This is a genomic window from Achromobacter sp. D7-1, assembly GCF_059760445.1.
On record NZ_JCBAMT010000092.1, the window covers coordinates 1 to 20316 of the forward strand.

At 67.5% G+C, this 20316-nt stretch carries 12 protein-coding genes; 6 read left to right on the forward strand and 6 right to left on the reverse strand.

Annotated features, from left to right (window positions below; translation table 11 throughout):
- Window positions 1-59 precede the first annotated feature (59 nt).
- Complete coding sequence (locus tag AC6LKD_RS27770) at window positions 60-3197, forward strand: multidrug efflux RND transporter permease subunit (protein ID WP_498118054.1); 3138 nt, start codon at window positions 60-62, stop codon at window positions 3195-3197.
- Window positions 3194-4576 carry a multidrug efflux RND transporter outer membrane subunit OprZ gene (oprZ, locus tag AC6LKD_RS27775; protein WP_498118055.1) on the forward strand — a complete coding sequence of 461 codons (1383 nt, stop codon included), beginning with the start codon at window positions 3194-3196 and terminating at the stop codon, window positions 4574-4576. The genes AC6LKD_RS27770 and oprZ overlap by 4 nt, the downstream gene beginning before the upstream one ends.
- 4 nt (window positions 4577-4580) lie before the next feature.
- Here oprZ and AC6LKD_RS27780 read toward each other — a convergent pair whose 3' ends face one another.
- The 5 genes from AC6LKD_RS27780 to AC6LKD_RS27800 form a co-directional block, all read right to left on the reverse strand.
- Window positions 4581-5237: a helix-turn-helix transcriptional regulator gene (locus AC6LKD_RS27780; RefSeq protein WP_498118056.1), complete on the reverse strand. Its 657-nt coding sequence runs from the start codon at window positions 5235-5237 to the stop codon at window positions 4581-4583.
- A 53-nt stretch (window positions 5238-5290) separates the two neighbouring features.
- Window positions 5291-6736, reverse strand: coding sequence for an efflux transporter outer membrane subunit (locus AC6LKD_RS27785; RefSeq protein WP_498118057.1), 1446 nt, complete (start codon window positions 6734-6736; stop codon window positions 5291-5293).
- A 15-nt stretch (window positions 6737-6751) separates the two neighbouring features.
- A complete protein-coding gene (locus AC6LKD_RS27790) occupies window positions 6752-9856 on the reverse strand; it encodes a MexW/MexI family multidrug efflux RND transporter permease subunit (protein WP_013392125.1) in 3105 nt (1034 codons plus the stop codon).
- Between the two features lie 16 nt (window positions 9857-9872).
- Window positions 9873-11003, reverse strand: a complete 1131-nt coding sequence (locus tag AC6LKD_RS27795; RefSeq protein ID WP_498118058.1) for an efflux RND transporter periplasmic adaptor subunit — start codon at window positions 11001-11003, stop codon at window positions 9873-9875.
- A 194-nt stretch (window positions 11004-11197) separates the two neighbouring features.
- Complete coding sequence (locus tag AC6LKD_RS27800; protein ID WP_013392123.1) at window positions 11198-13168, reverse strand: BCCT family transporter; 1971 nt, start codon at window positions 13166-13168, stop codon at window positions 11198-11200.
- Window positions 13169-13311: 143 nt separating this feature from the next.
- On the opposite strand from AC6LKD_RS27800, the gene AC6LKD_RS27805 reads away from it, so the two are divergent.
- Window positions 13312-13692: a VOC family protein gene (locus tag AC6LKD_RS27805; RefSeq protein WP_498118059.1), complete on the forward strand. Its 381-nt coding sequence runs from the start codon at window positions 13312-13314 to the stop codon at window positions 13690-13692.
- A gap of 18 nt (window positions 13693-13710) precedes the next feature.
- Here the strand turns inward: AC6LKD_RS27805 and AC6LKD_RS27810 are convergent, their stop codons facing one another.
- The gene (locus AC6LKD_RS27810; protein WP_013392121.1) at window positions 13711-14334 is read right to left on the reverse strand and encodes a TetR/AcrR family transcriptional regulator; all 624 of its coding nucleotides are present in this window, start codon (window positions 14332-14334) and stop codon (window positions 13711-13713) included.
- Window positions 14335-14560: 226 nt separating this feature from the next.
- On the opposite strand from AC6LKD_RS27810, the gene AC6LKD_RS27815 reads away from it, so the two are divergent.
- The 3 genes from AC6LKD_RS27815 to AC6LKD_RS27825 are packed head-to-tail and all read left to right on the forward strand — an operon-like array spanning window position 14561 to window position 20270.
- Window positions 14561-15652 carry an efflux RND transporter periplasmic adaptor subunit gene (locus AC6LKD_RS27815; protein WP_498118066.1) on the forward strand — a complete coding sequence of 364 codons (1092 nt, stop codon included), beginning with the start codon at window positions 14561-14563 and terminating at the stop codon, window positions 15650-15652.
- Entirely contained in the window at window positions 15649-18822 is a 3174-nt protein-coding gene (locus AC6LKD_RS27820) for an efflux RND transporter permease subunit (RefSeq protein ID WP_498118060.1), read from the forward strand. Before AC6LKD_RS27815 ends, AC6LKD_RS27820 begins: the two co-directional genes overlap by 4 nt.
- A gap of 2 nt (window positions 18823-18824) precedes the next feature.
- Window positions 18825-20270: an efflux transporter outer membrane subunit gene (locus AC6LKD_RS27825; protein ID WP_013392118.1), complete on the forward strand. Its 1446-nt coding sequence runs from the start codon at window positions 18825-18827 to the stop codon at window positions 20268-20270.
- Window positions 20271-20316: the final 46 nt, after the last annotated feature.

Below are 20316 nucleotides of genomic sequence, written 5' to 3' on the forward strand. Positions count from 1 at the left end.
ACCCGGAGGCGGGCGTCCAGGCAAGGACGCCCGCCGCGGGCCAAAAAGGATAAACCGCAATGGCGCGTTTTTTTATCGATCGCCCGGTCTTCGCCTGGGTGATCTCGCTGCTGATCGTGCTGGTCGGCATGCTGTCGATCCGCGCGCTGCCGGTGGCGCAGTATCCCGACATCGCTCCGCCGGTGGTCAACGTCGGCGCCAGCTATCCCGGCGCCTCGGCCAAGGTGGTCGAAGAGGCCGTCACCGCCATCATCGAACGCGAGATGAACGGCGCCCCCGGGCTGATGTATACCTCGTCCAGCAGCGACTCGACGGGCTGGGCCAGCATCAACCTGACCTTCAAGCAGGGCACCAATCCCGACCTGGCGGCCGTGGAAGTGCAGAACCGCCTGAAGGCGGTGGAGCCGCGCCTGCCCGAATCGGTGCGTCGCGACGGCGTGCGCGTCGAAAAGGCGGCCGACAACATCCAGCTGGTGGTGTCGCTGAAGTCGGACGGCGGCCTGGACGACATGCAACTGGGCGAGCTGGCCGCCTCCAACGTGCTGCAGGCCCTGCGCCGCGTGGAAGGCGTGGGCAAGGTGCAATCCTTCGGCGCCGAAGCCGCCATGCGCATCTGGCCGGATCCAGCCAAGCTGACGGCCATGGCCCTGACCCCGGGCGACATCGTCTCGGCCCTGCGCAGCCATAACGCGCGGGTCACCATCGGCGAACTGGGCAACCAGGCCGTGCCCAAGGACGCCCCGCTGAACGCCAGCATCGTCGCCGGCGAATCCCTGCACACGCCCGAGCAGTTCGGCAACATTCCGCTGCGCGCGCAGTCGGACGGCGCCACCCTGCGCCTGAAGGACGTGGCCCGGGTCGAACTGGGCGGCACCGACTACATGTACCTGTCGCGCGTGAACGGCATGACCGGCACGGGCCTGGGCATCAAGCTGGCGCCGGGATCGAATGCAGTCGAGACCACCAAGCGCATCCGCGCCACCATGCAGGAGCTGGCCCAGTATTTCCCGCCGGGCGTGACCTGGGACATTCCGTACGAGACCTCCACCTTCGTCGAAATCTCGATCAAGAAGGTGCTGATGACCCTGCTGGAAGCCGTGGCCCTGGTGTTCTGCGTGATGTACCTGTTCATGCAGAACTTCCGCGCCACGCTGATCCCCACGCTGGTGGTGCCGGTGGCGCTGCTGGGCACGCTGGGCGTGATGCTGTGGCTGGGCTATTCCATCAACGTGCTGACGATGTTCGGCATGGTGCTGGCCATCGGCATCCTGGTGGACGACGCCATCGTGGTGGTGGAGAACGTCGAACGCATCATGGCCGAGGAAGGCCTGCCGCCGCGCGAGGCCACGGTCAAGGCCATGGGCCAGATCAGCGGCGCCATCGTCGGCATCACGGTGGTGCTGGTGTCGGTGTTCGTGCCCATGGCGTTCTTCGACGGCGCGGTGGGCAACATCTATCGCCAGTTCGCCGTGACGCTGGCGGTATCGATCGCCTTCTCGGCCTTCCTGGCTCTGTCGCTGACGCCCGCGCTGTGCGCCAGCCTGCTCAAGCCCATCGCCGCGGGCCACCACGAGAAGCGCGGCTTCTTCGGCTGGTTCAACCGGGCCTTCACGCGCCTGACCGCGCGCTACACCACGCGGGTGTCCGGCGTGCTGGCCCGTCCGGTGCGCTTCGGCCTGGCCTATCTAGCCGTGATCGCCGCAGTGGCATTGCTGTTCGCGCGGCTGCCCTCTTCCTTCCTGCCGGACGAAGACCAGGGCAGCTTCATGGCCATGGTCATCCTGCCCCAGGGCTCGCCGCAAGCCGAAACCATGGCGATGGTGAAGGACGTCGAACGCTACATGCTGGAGCATGAGCCCGTCGAATATGTGTATTCGGTCAACGGCTTCAGCAACTACGGCAGCGGACCGAACTCGGCCATGTTCTTCGTCACGCTGAAGGACTGGAAGCAGCGCGGCGCCGCCGACCTGCACGTGAACGCGGTGGTGGAACGCATCAACGCCGCGTTCGCCGACCGCAAGAACGTCATGGTGCACGCGCTGAATTCCCCGCCGCTGCCGGACCTGGGCTCGACCTCGGGCTTCGACTTCCGCCTGCAAGACCGCGGCGGACTGGGCTATGAGGCCCTGGCCCAGGCGCGCCAGCAGTTGCTGGCGGCGGCCTCGAGCCATCCCGCGCTGGCGGAAGTGGTGTTCGCGGGCCAGGAAGAAGCGCCCCAGCTGGAGCTGCGCGTCGACCGCGACAAAGCCCAGGCCATGGGCGTGTCGGTGGACGAGATCAACACCGCGCTGGCGGTGATGTACGGCTCGGACTACATCGGCGACTTCATGCTCAATGGCCAGGTGCGGCGCGTGACCGTGCAGGCCGACGGTAAGAGCCGCGTCGACATGGCGGACGTATCGCGCCTGCACGTGCGCAACCTGCAGGGCCAGATGGTGCCGCTGTCCGCCTTCACCACCCTGAAATGGTCCATGGGTCCGCCGCAGCTCAACCGCTACAACGGCTTCCCCTCCTTCACCATCAACGGCGCGGCGGCCCCCGGGCACAGCAGCGGCGAGGCCATGCGCGCCATGGAGGCGCTGGCGGCCGAGCTGCCGCGCGGCATCGGCTTCGACTGGTCGGGACAGTCCTACGAGGAACGGCTGTCCGGCAACCAGGCGCCCGTGCTGTTCGCGCTGTCGGTGCTGGTCGTGTTCCTGGCCTTGGCCGCGCTATACGAAAGCTGGTCCATCCCGCTGGCGGTGATCCTGGTGGTGCCGCTGGGCGTGATCGGCGCGGTGCTGGGCGTGACGCTGCGCGGCATGCCCAACGACATCTACTTCAAGGTCGGCCTCATCGCCACCATCGGACTGTCGGCCAAGAACGCGATCCTGATCGTGGAAGTGGCCAAGGACCTGGTGCGCGATGGCCAGGGCATCGTGTCCGCCACGCTGGAGGCCGCCAGGCTCCGGCTGCGGCCCATCGTGATGACCTCGCTGGCCTTCGGCGTGGGGGTGCTGCCCCTGGCGCTGGCCACCGGTGCGGCCTCGGGCGCCCAGGCCGCGATCGGCACGGGCGTGCTGGGCGGCATCATCACCGCGACGGTGCTGGCCATCTTCCTGGTGCCGCTTTTCTTTCTTATCGTGGGCCGCGTGCTGGGCATGCACGTGCGCCCCTCGCGTCCGCAAGGCCGCGAAACGCTGGAGACCACGCCATGAAGGCTATGGCCATGACCCTGCTTGCGCTGGCCCTGGCCGGCTGCTCGCTGGCCCCTACCTATGAACGCCCGGCCGCGCCCGTGCCGCACGCCTACGACACGCCGGCCGCCGACGGACAGGCCGCCGTGCCGCAGGATTGGCGCGACTACTTCAACGACCCGGCGCTGCAGGCCTGGATCGCCGCCGCACTGGAAAACAACCGCAACCTGCGAGTGGCGGCGCTGCGCATCCAGGAAGCCCGCGCGCTGTACGGCGTGCAACAGGCCGACCGCCTACCGTCCATCGACGGCATGGGCGAATTCAGCCGCGGACGCGGCGCCGAGCCCGGCCAACCGCGCATGCCGGTGGCCGACCGCTATCGCGCGGCCGTCGGCATCGCCGCGTTCGAACTGGATTTCTTCGGCCGCGTGAAAAGCCTGAGCGACGCCGCGCTATCGCGCTACCTGGCCAGCGAGGAGGCGCACCGCGCCGCCACGCTGTCGCTGGTGTCGGAGACCGCTGCGGCCTACTTCAACCAGCGTTCGCTGGCGGAGCAGCTGCGTCTGACCGAGAGCACGCTGGCGTTGCGCGAGGCCTCGCTCAAACTCACCCAACGCCGCTACGACGCAGGGCTGGAAACGGCCGTGGGACTGCGCACGGCGCAGATGCTGGTGGAATCCTCGCGCGCCACGCACGCCGAACTGAGCCGGGAATACCGCCAGTCCGTACACACGCTGGGCTTGCTGGCGGGCGACTTTTCGCTGCCGCCCGACACCGATGCCGTCACGCTGGAAAGCCAGAGCCTGACGCCGCTGGCCGCGGGCCTGCCTTCGGCCCTGCTGATCCGTCGTCCGGACCTGCGCCAGGCCGAGGACACGCTGCGGGCGGCCAATGCCGATATCGGCGCGGCGCGCGCGGCGTTCTTCCCGTCGGTGCAGCTGACCACCGACATCGGCACCACGGCCGGCAGTTTCTCGGACCTGTTCGGTTCGGGCACGGGCACCTGGACCTTCGCGCCCAAGCTGACGCTGCCCATCTTCAATGCTGGTCGCAACAGCGCCAACCTGTCGCTTGCAGAGGCCCGCAAGGATATCGCGGTAGCCCAATACGAAGGCAGCATCCAGCAGGCCTTCCGCGAAGTGGCCGACGCGCTGTCCGCCCGCGACACGCTGCGCGCGCAGATCGACGCCCAGCGCAAGGTGCGCGACGCCGACCGCGACCGCCAGCGCCTGACCGAAAGACGCTACGAACGCGGCGTGGCCAGCTACCTGGAGATGCTGGAGGCGCAGCGCAGCTTGTTCGAATCCGAACAGGAGTTCATCCGGCTGCAACAGCGCCGGCTGGTCAACGCGGTGGAGTTGTACAAGGCGCTGGGCGGCTGGGAGCAGCCCGGCTCATGACCGGTCAGCCGGCCTTGTCGATGCGGTAGGCGCAGCGGCGCGCGCCCGTGAGGATGTGTTCTTCGCGCCGCACCCGGACCTCTGCTCCCAGCACCTTGTTGAAGAGTTCCAGCTCGCTGCGGCAAAAGCCCATACAGGCCTTTGCCGCGGAACAGATCGGGCAATGGTTCTCGATGAAGAGGTAGTCCGGGCCATCCTTGCGCAACTCGGCCATGTAGCCTTCGGCGGAGCGGACTTCCACCAGCCGCTCCAGCCGTTCCTTCAGGCTGCGGGCGCCCTGCATGGCCTGGCGATAACCGTTGAACATGGCGGCCTCGCGCACTTCGATCAGCTTTTCGACGCCCTCTTCGCCGAACGCCTGGCGGATGGCGCCTATCATCTGCACCGTCATTTCGGCATGCGTGTCGGGAAATCGGCCATGTCCGGCAGCCGTCAGGAACCAGATCTGCGTGGGCCGGCCCCGGCCCGCGCTATGGCTTTCGGAATCCACCAGTCCTTCCGCATGCAAGCGGGTCATCTGCTGACGCACGGCCTCGGCGGTCACGTCCATGGCCTTGGCAATGACGGCGACGGACTGCGGGCCGCGCGTCTTCAAGGCCATGAGCACGCGATCCGCAGGCTGATGCTCCCAGGCGACGGGATGGGACGGACTGTCAGACATGGATGTGGATTCTCCGGATGTATGCCTATGGTGCCACGAACCGCGCCTGCCGGTCAGCCGGAAGCCGCCTGCGAGTCCGCCGCTGGCGCTTCCCATCCGCCTCCCAGCGCCTTGTACAGCGCGATCAGACGGGTGTAGGACTCGGTTTCGGCCACGGCTACGGCGTCCTGGGCGCGCAAAAGCGTACGCTGGGCGTCCAGCACCGTCAAATACGGGGCGCTGCCTTCCCGGTAGCGCAACTGCGCCAGTTCCGCCGCCCTGCCGCTGTGCGCGGCCGCCTGCGCCAGGCTGCCCAGGCGCTGCTGCGTCTGGCCGTATTCCGTCAGCGCCGATTCCAGTTCCTCGACCGCACGCAGCACGGTCAGCTCATAGCTCGCGACCGCGCCGTCCGCGCGCGCCACCGCGCCGCGCTTGCGCGCCAGCGCCGTGGGCAGGTGGAAGGCCGGCCAGTTGGCATTGGCCGCCACGCTGAACGCGCGGCTGGCCGAAGAGCCGAAATCCGCGCCGCGCAAGGCGACGAAACCCAGGAATCCGCCCAGGTCGATGCGCGGATACAGTTCCGCGGTCGCCACGCCCACGTCGGCGTTGGCGGCAGCCATGCCGCGTTCAGCCGCCAGCACGTCGGGGCGGCGCGACAGCAAGGCGCTCACGTCGCCGATAGGCAGGCGAGTGTCCAGGGGGGCCAGCGCCTTGCCCGCGTCCAATTCGCCCAACTCCACCGGGCGCAGGCCCGCCAGCACCGCGATCCGGTACTGCGCCAGCCGCCTGGCGGCGATCTGCACCGGCACGCTGGCCTGCACAGTCTCCAGTTCGGCGCGCGCGCTGGCCAGGTCGCCTTCGTCGCCGCGGCCCGCCGACACCATGGCCTGGATCACGCGCAGGCTGTCGCGCTGGCTCTCCAGGTTGGCACGCGCCACGGCCAGCCGCTGTTCGGCGCCGCGCAGCTCGAAGTAATTGCGCGCCACTTCGGCCGCCACCACGATGCGGGTCTGGGCCAGGTCCGCGGCCTGCGCCTCGCTGCGCGCGGCCGCGCCCTCGGCCGCCCGGCGCAGCCGGCCAAACAGGTCCAGTTCCCAGGTGGCGTCGAAGCCCGCCCGGTAACTCTGCGCCAGGTTGCGCTGGCCGGTCGCGCCGGCGTTGGCCTGCGACAGGCTGCGCTCATAGCCGCCGCCCAGGGTGACGGCCGGCAGTTGGTCCAGTTCCTTCTCGTCCAGCACCGCGCGCGATTCGGCCAGGCGCGACTGCGCGATGCGGATGTCCAGGTTGCGGGACAGCGCCAGATCGATCAGCCGGTCCAGCTGGGGATCCTGCAATTGCTTCCACCAGTCGCGCTGCAGCTGGTCGGTGGAGAACAGGGCCTGTTCGGGGCTGGCCAGCGTCACTGGCGCGACCTGGGGTTTCTGGTAATCGGGACCGACGGCGCAGCCGGCGGTGGCCAACGCGGCCAGCAGTACGGTCGCGCCGCGGCGCAAGCGTAGGGAAAGTTGTGGATGCTTCATGATGGTTTCCTTGGGCTAGGCCGAGACACCGGGCGCTGCGGCGTCCTCGGCCTGGGCCAGCGCCAGCTCGCGGGCGCGCGGCGTATCGTGCGCCGCGCGGTGATCGCGGGCGAATACGGTGTAGACGGTGGGCAACACGAACAGCGTGAACAGCGTGCCGACCAGCAGGCCCACCACAATGACCAGGCCCAGGCTGTAGCGGCTGTGCGCGCCAGCGCCGGTGGCGAACAGCAGCGGGATCAGACCCATGACCATGGCGGCGGTCGTCATCAGGATGGGGCGCAACCGGATGCGGGCGGCCTGCTCCATGGCGGCGCGCCGGTCCAGCCCGTGGCTGAGCTGCATTTCGTTGGCGAACTCCACCATCAGGATGCCGTGCTTGCTGATCAGGCCGATCAGCGTCACCAGCCCGATCTGGGTATAGATGTTGACGGTGGCCATGCCCAGCGCCAGCGGGATCAGCGCGCCGCAGATCGACATGGGCACGCTCACCAGGATGATGAAGGGATCGCGCAGGCTCTCGTATTGCGCCGCCAGCACCAGGTAGATCACGATGATGGCGAAGATGAAGGTGATCATCAGCGCCGAACCTTCCTGGCTGTACTGACGCGCATCCGACTGCCAGTCGTAGCTGAAGCCGGCGGGCAGGAACTTGGCCTGCTCGGTCAGGAATTGCACCGCGTCGCCCATGGTGACGCCCGGCATCGGTATGGCCTGGAAGGTCGCGGCATTGAGCTGGTTGAACTGGGTCAGCTTGTTGGGCTCCACGCCCATGGACACGGTCACGAGGTTGGACAGCGGCACCTGCGCGCCGCTGGCGCTCTTGACGTAGTAGCGCGCCAGCGATTCGGGCGAGATGCGCTGTTCGCGCAGGCTCTGCGGAATCACGTCATAGGAGCGACCGTCCATGCCGAAGCGGTTCACGTAGTTCTCGCCCACCAGCACGGCCAGCGTATCGCCGATGGCCTTCATGGTGACGCCCAGGCTGTTGGCCTTGGCGCGGTCCACCTTCAGCTGCACCACCGGATTGTTGTAGTCCAGGTCGCTGTCGACCACCATGAACAGGCCGCTTTCGCGCGCGGCCTTCTTCAGGCCTTCCATGGCCTCGTAGACCACCGGATAGTCCGAGGCGCTCATGAGCGTCATCTGCACCGGCAGCCCGCCGGTGGAGCCGGGCAGGGACGGCAGCTGGAAGGCGAAGATGTTGCTGCCTTCGACCTGGTTCGCCATGGCCTGCATGTCGGCCTGGATCTGGTCGGCCGAACGGTGGCGCTTTTCCCAGGACACGAAGTCCACGCCGCCAATGCTGTTGGACACGCCGTCGGAACCGTTGATCAGCCAGCGCCCCTGCTGTTCAGGCAGGGTCTTCATCACGTCGTCCCATTTGCGGCCAAACTTCTCCACATAGTCGATATTGGCGTGCTGCGGCGACTTGATCGCGGTCAGCACGGTGGATTGGTCCTCGACCGGCGCCAGCTCGCTTTGCGCGGCGTTGTACAGGAACGGCAGGCTGGCGAGTACCGCCACGGCGATCAGGCCGGTCACCCAGCGATGATGCAGCGATACGTCAAGCACGCGGCCATAGGCGTTCCCCAGGCCTTCAAAGAAATGCTCGGCGCGACGCGCCATCCAGCCTTCGGACACGCGGCTATTCAGCAGGAACGAGCTCATCACGGGCGACAAGGTCAGCGCAATGACGCCCGACACCACCACGGAGCCCGCCAGGGTGAAGGCGAATTCCTTGAAGAGCGAACCGGTAAGCCCGCCCATCAGGCCGATGGGCGCATAGACCGCCGCCAAGGTGATCGTCATCGCAATCACCGGCCCCGCCACTTCGCGCGCGCCGATGAGGGCCGCGCGCACCGGCGATTTGCCCTCTTCGATGTGGCGATGCACGTTTTCGACCACGACGATGGCGTCGTCCACCACCAGGCCGATGGCCAGCACCATGGCCAGCAAGGTCAGCAGGTTCACGCTGAAGCCGAACAGCGCCATGATGGCCGCCCCGCCCAGCATGGACAGGGGAATGGTCAGCACCGGGATCAGCACGGCGCGCAGGGAGCCCAGGCACAGGAAGATCACCACCACCACGATGGCGATGGCCTCGATCAGCGTCTGCACCACGCCGTCGATGGACGCGCTGATGAAGCGAGCCAGTTCGAACGGCACCTGCACGCTGGTGCCCGGCGGCAGGTTCTGCTTGATGTTAGGCAGCAGCTCGTTCAGGCGCTTGACGATCACCAGCGGATTGCCCACGGGCGTGGCGTTCAGCCCGAAGTACACCGCCGGCTCGCCATCCATCAGGCCGCTGGAATCGGTGGACGCGGCGCCCAGTTCCACCGTGGCCACGTCGCCCAGGCGCACGATCGCGTCGCCCTCGCGCTTGACCACCATGTCGCGGAATTCCGCGACGTTGACCAAGTCCGTGTTGACCTGGATGTTGGACACCACGTACAGGCCCTTGGCCTGTCCCGGCGCCGCCTGCACGTTGTTGTCGCGCAGCGCGTCGGCCAGCTCGCCCGCGGAAATGCCGCGCGCCGCCATCCGGTTGGGGTCCAGCCATACCCGCATGGCGAGCTTCTGCCCGCCGTAAAGTTCCACGCTGGCCACGCCGTCGATGGACGACAGCTGCGGCTGCACCACCCGCGACAGATAGTCAGTCAAGGCGGCCAGGGACAAAGTGCTGCTGGAGAAGCCCACATAAGCCACGGCCGTCGCCTCGCCGGCGGACTTGACCAGCACCGGGTCGTAGACGTCCTGCGGCAAGCGGTACTTGACCTCGTTGACCTTGGCCATCACCTCGGTCATGGCCTTGTTGGAATCGGCGTTCAGCTTCATCCGCACCGTGATCACGCTGCGGCCCTGAGTCGACGAGGACGACAGGTAGTCGATGCCTTCCACCGTGGCCACGGATTGCGCGATGGGTTGGGTGACGAAGCCCTGCATCAGGTCGGGCGAGGCGCCCGGGTATTGGGTGGTGATGGTGATGGTAGTGCTTTCGGTCAGCGGATACTGCCGCACCGGCAGGCCGCTCAGGGCCTTGATACCCAGCAGCAGGATCAGGGTGCTGACCACCAGCGCCAGCACAGGCCGGCGCACGAAGAGATCGGTGAATTTCATGTTCTGCTCCGCGCTCTCACCGGACCTGCGCCAGGGTCTGCTGCGCGGCGTCCAGCGCCACGGTGTCCTCGGCGCCGACCTCGACCGCCGCGCCGTTATGCAGGCGCAGCTGGCCCGAAGTCACGACCTGCTCGCCCGCCTGCAGTCCTTCGGTCACGACGACGCGGCCGCGCACGCGTTCCGCCGTCTTCACATAGGCTTGCCGCACCGTCGTGCCGGCTTGTCCGCCCTCCTTGGGCGGCGTCACTACATAGACCGAATCGCCGTAGGCGCTGTAGCTGACCGCGGTTTCCGGCACGGTGATCACGCCCGGGCGCGCAGGCAGGCCGATCTGGCCCTGGGCGTACATGCCGGCCGCCAGGGCGCCGTCGGCGTTGGGCAAGGTCGCCTGCACACGCACGGTGCGCGAACCCGCGTCGACCTGCGGCTCCACCGTGGTGATCTTGCCTTCGAAGACGCGTCCGGCATGGGCATCCACCGTTACGGTCACCGGCTGGCCCGCGCGCAGCGCGCCCATGGCCTGCTCGGGCAGGGTGATGTTGGCGTACACGGCGGAGGCGTCGGTCAACGACACCAGCGCATCGCCAGCGCGGGCGAACTGCCCCAGATTCACCCGGCGCACGCCCAGCACGCCGTCAAACGGCGCCTTGACGCGCTTCTGTTCAATCAACGCCTGTACCCGCTTGATATCGCCGGCGGCCTGGTCGTAGTCGGCCTGTGCCTGGTCCAGCTGTTCACGCGTGGCGGCCTGCTGCGGCAGCAGGCGGCGGGTGCGCTCCAGCAAGGCGCGCGCGTTGCGCGCCTGGGCCTGCAGCCTGGCCAGCTCGCCCTGCTCGGGGGCATCGTTCAACTGCACCAGCAACTGGCCGGCCTGGACCTGCGCGCCCGACATGAACAGAATCCGATCGACCCGGCCGTCCACTTCAGCCGCCACCTGCACCTGGCGCGACGCCTCCAGCGAACCGATGCCGCTCAGGGTCACGGGGAAATCCGCCTGCCGGGCGGTGGCCACCGCGACTTTGGCCGGCGCCATGGCCCAACCGCCCTGTTGTTGCGCGCCGCCGTACTTCCAGTACAGCCCGCCGCCCGCCAGCGCCACCGCCAGCGCCACGGCCCCAACGGCCCACGCTCCTGAATTCGCCTTCATGATCGACTCGCTATTTATCAAAGAATATTCTTGGATAATCCACGATATCGGGCATTTCGTCAAAAGGGTTAATCCAATTACTGGCATAGCGCCGGACTATGGCGTGCAAGCCCCTGCGCGGCGTGTGGGCATGAAAAAACCGCCAGCAGGCTGGCGGTTTAGGGAAGTGCGGGCGTATCTGCGGGGCAGGGACGCTAGGTCCGCACCATGTGCAGATAGTGGCGATGGCGCTCGTACTGGTCCAGGATGTCGCCGATGACCGCATCGCGGCTCCAGCCCATGATGTCGTAGTCCTGCCCGCCTTCGCGCAGATGCACTTCAGCGCGGAAGTACTTGCGCTCCTCCTCGTCGGCGGCCTCTTCCGGCGTCAGGCTGGGACGCACGAAGGCTTCAGGCTGCACCGCATAGGAAAAGTCCAGGTGCTCGCCATGCGAGACTTCCATGATCACGCCCTCGTCGTTGCCGTGCTCGCGCACAGCCACTTCATAACCCTGCTTGCGCAGCTCGTCAGCCACGTCTTCCAGCGCGGGCCGCACCACGTCGCCGATGAAGCGCTGCACATGGGCGCGGCGCGGCATCATGACCATGTTGCGCAAGCGCCGCTCCCATGACTGCCCGCCGCGCGTGGGGCGCGACAGCGTCAGCGACTGGTAGCGGATGCCACGCTTGGTGGCGTCCAGCTTCAGCGCCTTGAACAAGCCCCACAGGGATAGCAGCAGGATCACCGAGAACGGCAAGGCGCTGGCGATGGTGGCGGTCTGCAGCGCGGTCAGACCATCGGCCAGCAGCAGCGCGATCGCCACCGCGCCCATCAGCAGCGACCAGAAGATGCGCTGCCACACGGGCGTGCGGTCGGAGCCGCCGGATGCCAGCAAGTCCACCACCAGCGCGCCCGAGTCGGCCGAGGTGACGAAGAACACGGCCACCATAGCGATCGCAACGATGGACAGCACCCCGCTCCAGGGCAATTGCTCCAGGAACGCGAACAGCGCCAGTGAGGAATCGGCCTGTACCACCTCCGCGAAGCCCTGCACCTTGTCGACCAGGATCATGTGGATGGCGGTATCGCCGAACACGGTCATCCAGAACAGGGTGAAACCGGCCGGCACCAGCAGCACGCCGGTGACGAATTCGCGGATGGTGCGGCCGCGCGAGATGCGCGCGATGAACAGGCCCACGAAGGGCGACCAGGCGATCCACCAGCCCCAGTAGAACAGCGTCCAGCCGCCGATCCAGTCGGTGGGTTCGTAGGCGTAGAGATTGAAGGTCTTGTTGACGATGTCCGACAGATAGGCGCCGGTGTTCTGCACAAAGGTCTGGAACAGGAACACCGTGGGACCGACCACCAGCACGAACAGCAGCAGCACCGCCGCCAGCACCAGGTTGGTCTCGGACAGGATGCGGATGCCCTTGTCCAGGCCGCTGGCCACCGACAGGGTCGCCAGGCCGCAGGTCACCACGATCAGGATGATCTGCGCCGTCACGCCCACCGGAACGCCGAACAGGTGGTTGAGCCCGCTATTGATCTGCGCCACGCCCAGGCCCAGCGATGTGGCCACGCCCAGCACGGTGCCGATGATGGCGAAGATGTCCACGGCATGCCCGATGGGGCCGTGGATGCGATTGCCGATCAGGGGATAAAGCGCCGAACGCAGGGTCAGCGGCAAGCCATGGCGATAGCTGAAAAAGGCCAGGATCAGCGCCACCACCGCATAGATGGCCCAGGCGTGCAGGCCCCAGTGGAAGAATGTGATCTTCATGGCTTCGCGGGCCGCGGCGACGCTGCCGCCCTCGCCTACCGGCGGCGCCATGAAGTGCATCACGGGCTCGGCCACACCGAAGAACATCAGGCCGATCCCCATGCCCGCGGAGAACAGCATCGCGAACCAGGTGAAATTGCGGTAGTCGGGCTCGCTGTGGTCGGGTCCCAGCTTGATGTCGCCGTAGCGGCTGACCGCCAGGAACACCACTGCAAGCAGGATGATGGCCACGACCAGGATGTAGAACCAGCTGGCGTTGCCCAGTATCCAGCCCTGCACGGACTCGAACAGGCTTTGCGCCGCCTTGGGCGCCAGGATCGCGAATCCGACCAGCAGCAGCGTGAACACGGCCGCTGGGATAAACACTGGGCGATTGATGGTGGATGGTCGGGTTTCTGAAGTCATGCTGCCTCTCCTTTCGCCCAAGGGTTGGAAATTCCGGCGGCGGCCCCCCTCAGTCCGGCCGCGCCGCAGGTATTACTATCACGGCCACGGGCCGTCTGACAATCTGAAACCTCAAGCCGGGCCGGCCTCAGGAGAGATATTCCATGATCGATCACCTGGACCATCTGGTCCTGACCTGCACCGACCCCGACGCCACGGTGGACTTCTACACCCGGATCCTGGGCATGCGCCTGGAGACCTTTGGCGAGGGCCGCCAGGCGCTGCGCTTCGGCAACCAGAAGATCAATCTGCACGTGCGCGGGCGCGAATTCGAACCCAAGGCCCACCTGCCCGTGCCGGGCGCGCTGGACCTGTGCTTCATCGCCGACCGTCCCCTGGAGGAAGTGATCGCCCAGCTGAACCGCGCAGGCGCCCACATTATCGAAGGGCCGGTGGCGCGCACCGGCGCCACCGGCAAGATCCGCTCGGTCTACCTGCGCGACCCGGATCTGAATCTCATCGAAATCTCGGAACTGCTGGCCTGAGGCCAGGCGCGGGCCGCGTTATTCGGGCTTGGGTTCGCCGAAGACCACGCTGCGGAAGAAACCGGCCAGCACCGCCTCGGTCATTTCCGGCGTGACGGCCTGCGGATCGAAGGCATAGTTGAACTGCATGCCGTCCGACAAGGCCAGCAGGCCCAGCGCCATCTGTTCGGCCGGCATGCGCAGCGGCGTGCCGACCCGGGCCGAGAACTGCCGCACGTAGTCCGTGACGGCGGCGCGCAATTCCCGCATGCACGCCAGGAAGCCCACACGGAAATCGGGATCGCGCACCGCTTGCAGCTTGCCTTCCATCCACAGCAGGAAACAGTCGTTCTGATGGAAGTGCGTGGAATAGTGCTCCAGCACGCGCGCTTCCATTTGCGGGCGCGAGGCCCCTTCCTCGAAGATGGCGCGCATGTCGTTCATCACGGTTTCGTGGTCGCGTCTGAGCAACTGCAGGAACAGTTCGGACTTGCTGCTGAAGTTGGAATAGAAGGCCCCGCGCGTGTAGCCCGCCTGCTCGGCGATGTCCTCCACGCTGGTCGCCACAAACCCTTTCGCTACAAAGATCGATTGCGCAGCGTCAAGCAGACGCTGACGCGTCTGATCACGGCTTTGCTCTCGCGTAAGGCGGACTTTTGACATGGCGCGAGTTTAGCACTGGCCAGCATTTCAGATTCAACATTGAATCCGAATTCATACCTGTATTAGAATCCAGGCCGTACGGGGCCGGATCCGGCCCGTTTCCGCCACTTTCAGCGCCGCGAGGTGTTACGTGAATTGCCCTGGCCCTTGCGCGCGCCCTGCCGCGCACAACCTTGCCGCCGACGCGGCGCCGCCTCCCTCCCGCTCCCGCCTATGGCCGCGCCTGCTGTCGCTGCCGGCCGCCGCGGCCATTGCCTTGCTGCTCGCCGCCTGCGGCCGCAACGAAGCGCCGCCGGCCGCGCCGCGTCCCGTGGTCGCCATGCCCGCCCAGGCGGATGAGCGCCTGCCGGCCTGGACCCTGCCGGGCGAAGTGCAGGCGCGCTACAGCACGCCGCTGTCGTTCCGCGTGGGCGGCAAGATCATCGAGCGCCAGGTCCGGCTGGGCGATGCCGTCACCCCCGGACAGATCGTCGCCAAACTGGATCCGGCCGACGCCGCCAAGAACGCGGCCAGCGCCCGCGCGCAGTTGACGGCGGCCCAGCACCAGCTGGACTACGCCCGCCAGCAGCTGGACCGCGACCGCGCCCAGGCGCGCGAAAACCTGATCGCCGCAACCCAGCTGGAGCAGACCCGCAACGCCTACGCCGCCGCGCTGGCGCAACGCGACCAGGCGCAACAGCAGGCGGCGCTGGCGACCGATCAGTTGAAATACACCACGCTGCAGGCCGACCATGCCGGCGTCATCACCGCTGAGCAGGCCGACACCGGACAGAACGTGGCCGCGGGCGATCCGGTCTACAACCTGGCGTGGTCGGGCGATATCGACGCCATCTGCGACGTGCCGGAAAGCGTGCTGGCGGGCCTGGCCATCGGCCAGCGCGCCAGCGTCACGCTCGGCCCCCTGCCCGGCCAGACGTTTGCCGCCGTGCTGCGCGAGATCGCGCCGGCCGCGGATCCGCAAAGCCGCACCTATCGCGCCAAGCTCACGCTGGAGGCGCCGGGCGCGGATGTGCGCCTGGGCATGACGGCCAACATCAGCTTCGACAACCGCGCAGCCGAAAGCCTGACGACCTACACCGTGCCGGCCACCGCGCTGTTCCATGACGGTCCCGCGCCCGCGGTATGGATCGTCAAGCCGGACGCGGACACCCTGGAACTGCGCCGCGTCGAAGTGCTGCGCTACGACGCCCGCACCGTCACCCTGTCCAAGGGCTTGCAGGCGGGCGAACGCGTGGTGTGGCAAGGCGTGCACACCGTGGCCGCCGGTGAGAAAGTCCGCGCCGTGCCGCCGCTGCATGCCGAGGATTTCGCCTCATGAACGGCCCGCAACATGACGCTCCGACCCAGGCGCAGCGCCACGAGGAAGGCCGCTTCAACCTGTCCGCCTGGGCGCTGCGGCACCAGCCCCTGGTCATCTTCATCATCACGCTAATCACGCTGTTCGGCGTGCTGTCGTACTCGAAGCTGGCGCAATCGGAAGATCCGCCCTTCACCTTCCGCGTCATGGTCATCAAGACCCTCTGGCCTGGCGCCACCGCGCAACAGGTGCAGGAACAAGTCACCGACCGCATCGCCAAGAAGCTGCAGGAAGCCCCCAACACCGACTTCATGCGCAGCTATTCGCGGCCCGGCGAATCGCTGATCTTCTACACCATGAAGGACTCAGCGCCCGCCAGCACCGTGGCCGAACAGTGGTACCAGGTGCGCAAGAAGGTCGGCGACATCTCGGCCACGCTGCCCCCCGGCGTGCAGGGTCCCTTCTTCAACGACGAATTCGGCGACGTCTACACCAACATCTACACGCTGCAGGGCGACGGCTTTTCGCCGGCCCAGCTGCACGACTACGCCGACAGGCTGCGCACCGTGCTGCTGCGCGTGCCAGGCGTGGCCAAGGTGGACTACTTCGGCGACCAGCCCGAGCACATCTATGTGGAAATCTCCAACACCCAGCTGACGCGGCTGGGCGTGTCGCCGCAGCAGATCGCCCAGGCCATCAACAGCCAGAACGCCGTGGCCGGCGCCGGCACGCTGACCACCGCCGACGACCGCATCTTCGTGCGGCCCAGCGGCCAGTACGCCAACAGCCGGGCCCTGGCCGACACGCTGATCCGGGTCAACGGCAAATCGATCCGGCTGGGCGACATCGCCACCATCCGCCGTGGCTACGAAGATCCGGTGATCGAACAGATGCGGCTGGGCGGTGGCCCTGTGCTGGGCATAGGCATCACCATGCAGCCCGGGCGCGACGTGGTGCATCTGGGCCGCGCCTTGGGCGCCAGGTTCGATGAGCTCAAGGCCCAGTTGCCAGCCGGCCTGACGCTGCAGGAAGTCTCCAGCATGCCCAAGGCGGTGTCGCACTCGGTCGACGACTTCCTGCGCTCGGTGGCCGAGGCGGTCGCCATCGTGCTGGCCGTCAGCCTGGTGTCTCTCGGTTTCCGCACCGGCATGGTGGTGGTCATCTCTATCCCGGTGGTGCTGGCGGTCACCGCGCTATTCATGGACATGTTCGGCATCGGCCTGCACAAGGTCTCGCTGGGCACCCTGGTGCTGGCGCTGGGCCTGCTGGTGGACGACGCCATCATCGCGGTCGAGATGATGGCCGTGAAGCTGGAACAGGGCTGGAGCCGGGCGCGCGCGGCGGCGTTTGCCTACACCAGTACCGCTTTCCCCATGCTGACCGGCACCCTGGTCACGGTGGCAGGCTTTCTGCCGATCGCGCTGGCCAAGTCCAGCACGGGCGAATACACGCGTTCCATCTTCCAGGTGTCCGCCATCGCGCTGATCACCTCCTGGTTCGCCGCCGTGGTGCTGATTCCGCTGCTGGGCTACCGCATGCTGCCGGAACGCAAACGCGAAGCCCATCTGCCCGACGACCATGAGCACGACATCTACGACACCCGCTTCTACCAGCGCCTGCGCGGCTGGGTGGGCTGGTGCGTGGACCGCCGCTATCTGGTGTTGGGCGGCACGGTGCTGGTGTTCGTGGTGGCCATGGCCTGCTTCCGCTTCGTGCCGCAGCAATTCTTCCCCAGCTCCGACCGCAGCGAACTGCTGGTGGACGTGCGCCTGCAGGAAGGCGCATCGTTCGCCTCCACGCTGCGCCAGGTCGAACGCTTGGAAAAGGCGCTGGAAGGCCGTCCCGAAATCGACCACTCGGTCAGCTTCGTCGGCACCGGCGCGCCGCGCTTTTACCTGCCGCTGGACCAGCAGCTCGCCACCCCGAACTTCGCCCAGCTGGTCATCACCACGCATTCCGTCGAGGACCGCGAAAAACTGGCCCAGTGGCTGCAGCCCGTGCTGCGCGAGCAGTTCCCGGCGATCCGCAGCCGATTGTCGCGCCTGGAAAACGGCCCGCCGGTGGGCTTCCAGGTGCAGTTCCGCGTCAGCGGCGACAAGATTGCCGAGGTGCGCGCGGTGGCCGAGAAAGTGGCCGCCGAGGTCCGCGCCGATCCGCGTTCGACCAATGTGCAGTTCGACTGGGACGAGCCGTCCGAACGTTCGGTGCGCTTCGAGATCGACCAGCAGAAGGCGCGCGAACTGGGCGTCAGTTCCAACGACATTTCGGACTTCCTGGCCATGACCCTGTCGGGCTACGCGGTCACGCAGTACCGCGAACGCGACAAGCTCATCACCGTCAGCCTGCGCGCGCCGCAGGAAGAACGGATCGATCCCGCGCGCCTGGCCACCCTGGCCATGCCCACGCCTAACGGCGCGGTGCCGCTGGGCAGCCTGGGCCACGTGCGTTACGGCCTGGAGTACGGGGTCATCTGGGAACGCGACCGCCAGCCCACCATCACGGTGCAGGCGGACGTCAACGCCGGCGCGCAAGGCATAGACGTCACCCACGCCATCGACGCCAAACTCAAGGCCCTGCGCGCCGAATTGCCTGTCGGCTACCGCATCGAGGTAGGCGGCCCGGTAGAGGAAAGCGCCAAGGGCCAGTCCTCCATCAACGCGCAGATGCCGCTGATGGCCGTGGCCGTGCTGACCCTGCTGATGCTACAGCTGCAAAGCTTCGCCCGCGTGCTGATGGTGGTGCTGACCGCGCCGCTGGGACTGATAGGCGTGGTCGCGGCGCTGCTGCTGTTCGGCAAGCCCTTCGGCTTCGTGGCCATGCTGGGCGTGATTGCGATGTTCGGCATCATCATGCGCAACTCGGTGATCCTGGTGGACCAGATCGAGCAGGACATCGGCGCCGGCCACAAGCGCGTGGACGCCATCGTCGGCGCCACCGTGCGGCGCTTCCGGCCCATCACGCTGACGGCCGCGGCCGCCGTGCTGGCCCTGATTCCGCTATTGCGCAGCAATTTCTTCGGCCCCATGGCCACGGCCCTGATGGGCGGCATCACCATCGCCACCGTGCTGACGCTGTTCTTCCTGCCGGCCTTGTACGCGGCGTGGTTCCGCGTGCGCCACGACGAACGCGACGAGCCCGAAGGCGTGCCACCCGGCGCCCACGCCGGCGACACGGTGGAACGGGGAGCATGACAATGAGCAGACTTTCCTTACGCCTGGCAGCCCTGCCCTTGACGCTGGCGCTGGGCGCCTGCGCCTTCGCCCCCAGCAACAAGCCGCCCGCCATTGCGCAACCGGCGCAGTACGGCGTCGAAGCCACGCCCGCCGCGGGCGCTACCGCCCAGGGCGTGGCGCAGCGCTTCGAACAAGGCGCGCGGCCCGTGCCGGAATGGTGGAAGCGCTACGGCTCCGAAGCGCTGAACGCGTTGGTGGCCGAAGGTTTGGCCAACAGCCCGGACCTGGCCGCCGCCGAACGCAATCTGGCCGGCGCGCGCGAGCAATTGCGCGGCCAGGTGAATTCGTCTTTGCTGCCCTCGGTCGACGCGGGCGCCGACGTCTCCCGGCGGCGCGCGCTGACCATGCCGAACCTGCCTGAGCCGACCGCCCAATACAACGTCTTCACCGGCCAGGTCCACGCCAAATACGACCTGGACCTGTTCGGCGCGGCGCGCTTCGCCAACGCCTCGCTGGCGGCCCAAGTCGAACAGCAGGCTTTCCAGCTGGAGTCGGCCCGACGTTCGCTCGCCAGCAATATCGTCACCGGCGCCATCACCGCGGCGGCGCTGGCGGAACGCGTGGCGCTGACCGAAAAACAGGTGGTGCTGGCGCGGCAGGTGGCGCGCGATACGCAGCGTCGCTATGAACTGGGTTCGGCCTCGCAGAACGATGCGCTGGACGCGGACCAGGACGCCGCCACGCTGGAAGCGTCCCTGCCCGGCCTGCGCGCAAGCTGGCATGCCACGCGCCATGCGTTGGCGGTGCTGCTGGGCCGCAATCCCGACCAGGCTCCGCCCGACCTGGCTTTCGGCATGCTGGCCGTGCCGCAACAGGTGCCGGTGGTAGTGCCGTCCGAACTGCTGGCGGCGCGCCCGGACATCCTGTTCGCCGATGCGGTGGTGCAGGCGGCCGCGGCCGACGTGGGCGTGGCCACCGCGCAGCTGTTCCCCAGCTTGTCCTTGTCGGCGTCCATGGGCAAGAGCGGCTTCAACTGGCCGGCGGCGATGTCGGGCGCCGGCGCCATCTGGGCGATCGGCGCCTCGCTCACACAACCCATCTTCCATGGCGGCGCACTGCTGGCCGAGCGCAGCGCGGCCAAGGAACGCTACGAGGCCGCACTGCTGCAATACAAGCAAACCGTGCTGACGGCCTTCCGCGACGTGGCCGACACGCTGTCGCGGCTGGACGCCGACGGGCAGGCGCTGGCCTCGGCCGAAGCCTCGCGCCGCGCCGCGGAGCAGTCCTACCGCAACACCGCCAGCCGCGTGCGCCTGGGCGCGCTGGCGCCTTACACCGAATATGCCGCCGAGCAGCATTACGTGGCGGCCCGCCTGCGCGAGATCGAGTACGCCAATGCGCGCCTGACCGAAACGGCCGCGCTGTTCCAGGCCATGGGGTCGCCCACGCGCGCCGCGCAGCAGTAGCCTGAATCGGGCGGCATGCCGTCCTGACCGCGGCAGACCGGCACGC

What these genes read in the sequence shown, in the direction of transcription:
- AC6LKD_RS27805 (WP_498118059.1), top strand. Translation starts at nt 13,312, where the DNA reads ATGATCGATCACCTGGACCATCTGGTCCTGACCTGCACCGACCCCGAC.
- oprZ (WP_498118055.1), top strand. Translation starts at nt 3,194, where the DNA reads ATGAAGGCTATGGCCATGACCCTGCTTGCGCTGGCCCTGGCCGGCTGC.
- AC6LKD_RS27795 (WP_498118058.1), bottom strand. Translation starts at nt 11,003, where the DNA reads ATGAAGGCGAATTCAGGAGCGTGGGCCGTTGGGGCCGTGGCGCTGGCG.
- AC6LKD_RS27780 (WP_498118056.1), bottom strand. Translation starts at nt 5,237, where the DNA reads ATGTCTGACAGTCCGTCCCATCCCGTCGCCTGGGAGCATCAGCCTGCG.
- AC6LKD_RS27825 (WP_013392118.1), top strand. Translation starts at nt 18,825, where the DNA reads ATGAGCAGACTTTCCTTACGCCTGGCAGCCCTGCCCTTGACGCTGGCG.
- AC6LKD_RS27810 (WP_013392121.1), bottom strand. Translation starts at nt 14,334, where the DNA reads ATGTCAAAAGTCCGCCTTACGCGAGAGCAAAGCCGTGATCAGACGCGT.
- AC6LKD_RS27785 (WP_498118057.1), bottom strand. Translation starts at nt 6,736, where the DNA reads ATGAAGCATCCACAACTTTCCCTACGCTTGCGCCGCGGCGCGACCGTA.
- AC6LKD_RS27770 (WP_498118054.1), top strand. Translation starts at nt 60, where the DNA reads ATGGCGCGTTTTTTTATCGATCGCCCGGTCTTCGCCTGGGTGATCTCG.
- AC6LKD_RS27800 (WP_013392123.1), bottom strand. Translation starts at nt 13,168, where the DNA reads ATGACTTCAGAAACCCGACCATCCACCATCAATCGCCCAGTGTTTATC.
- AC6LKD_RS27790 (WP_013392125.1), bottom strand. Translation starts at nt 9,856, where the DNA reads ATGAAATTCACCGATCTCTTCGTGCGCCGGCCTGTGCTGGCGCTGGTG.
- AC6LKD_RS27820 (WP_498118060.1), top strand. Translation starts at nt 15,649, where the DNA reads ATGAACGGCCCGCAACATGACGCTCCGACCCAGGCGCAGCGCCACGAG.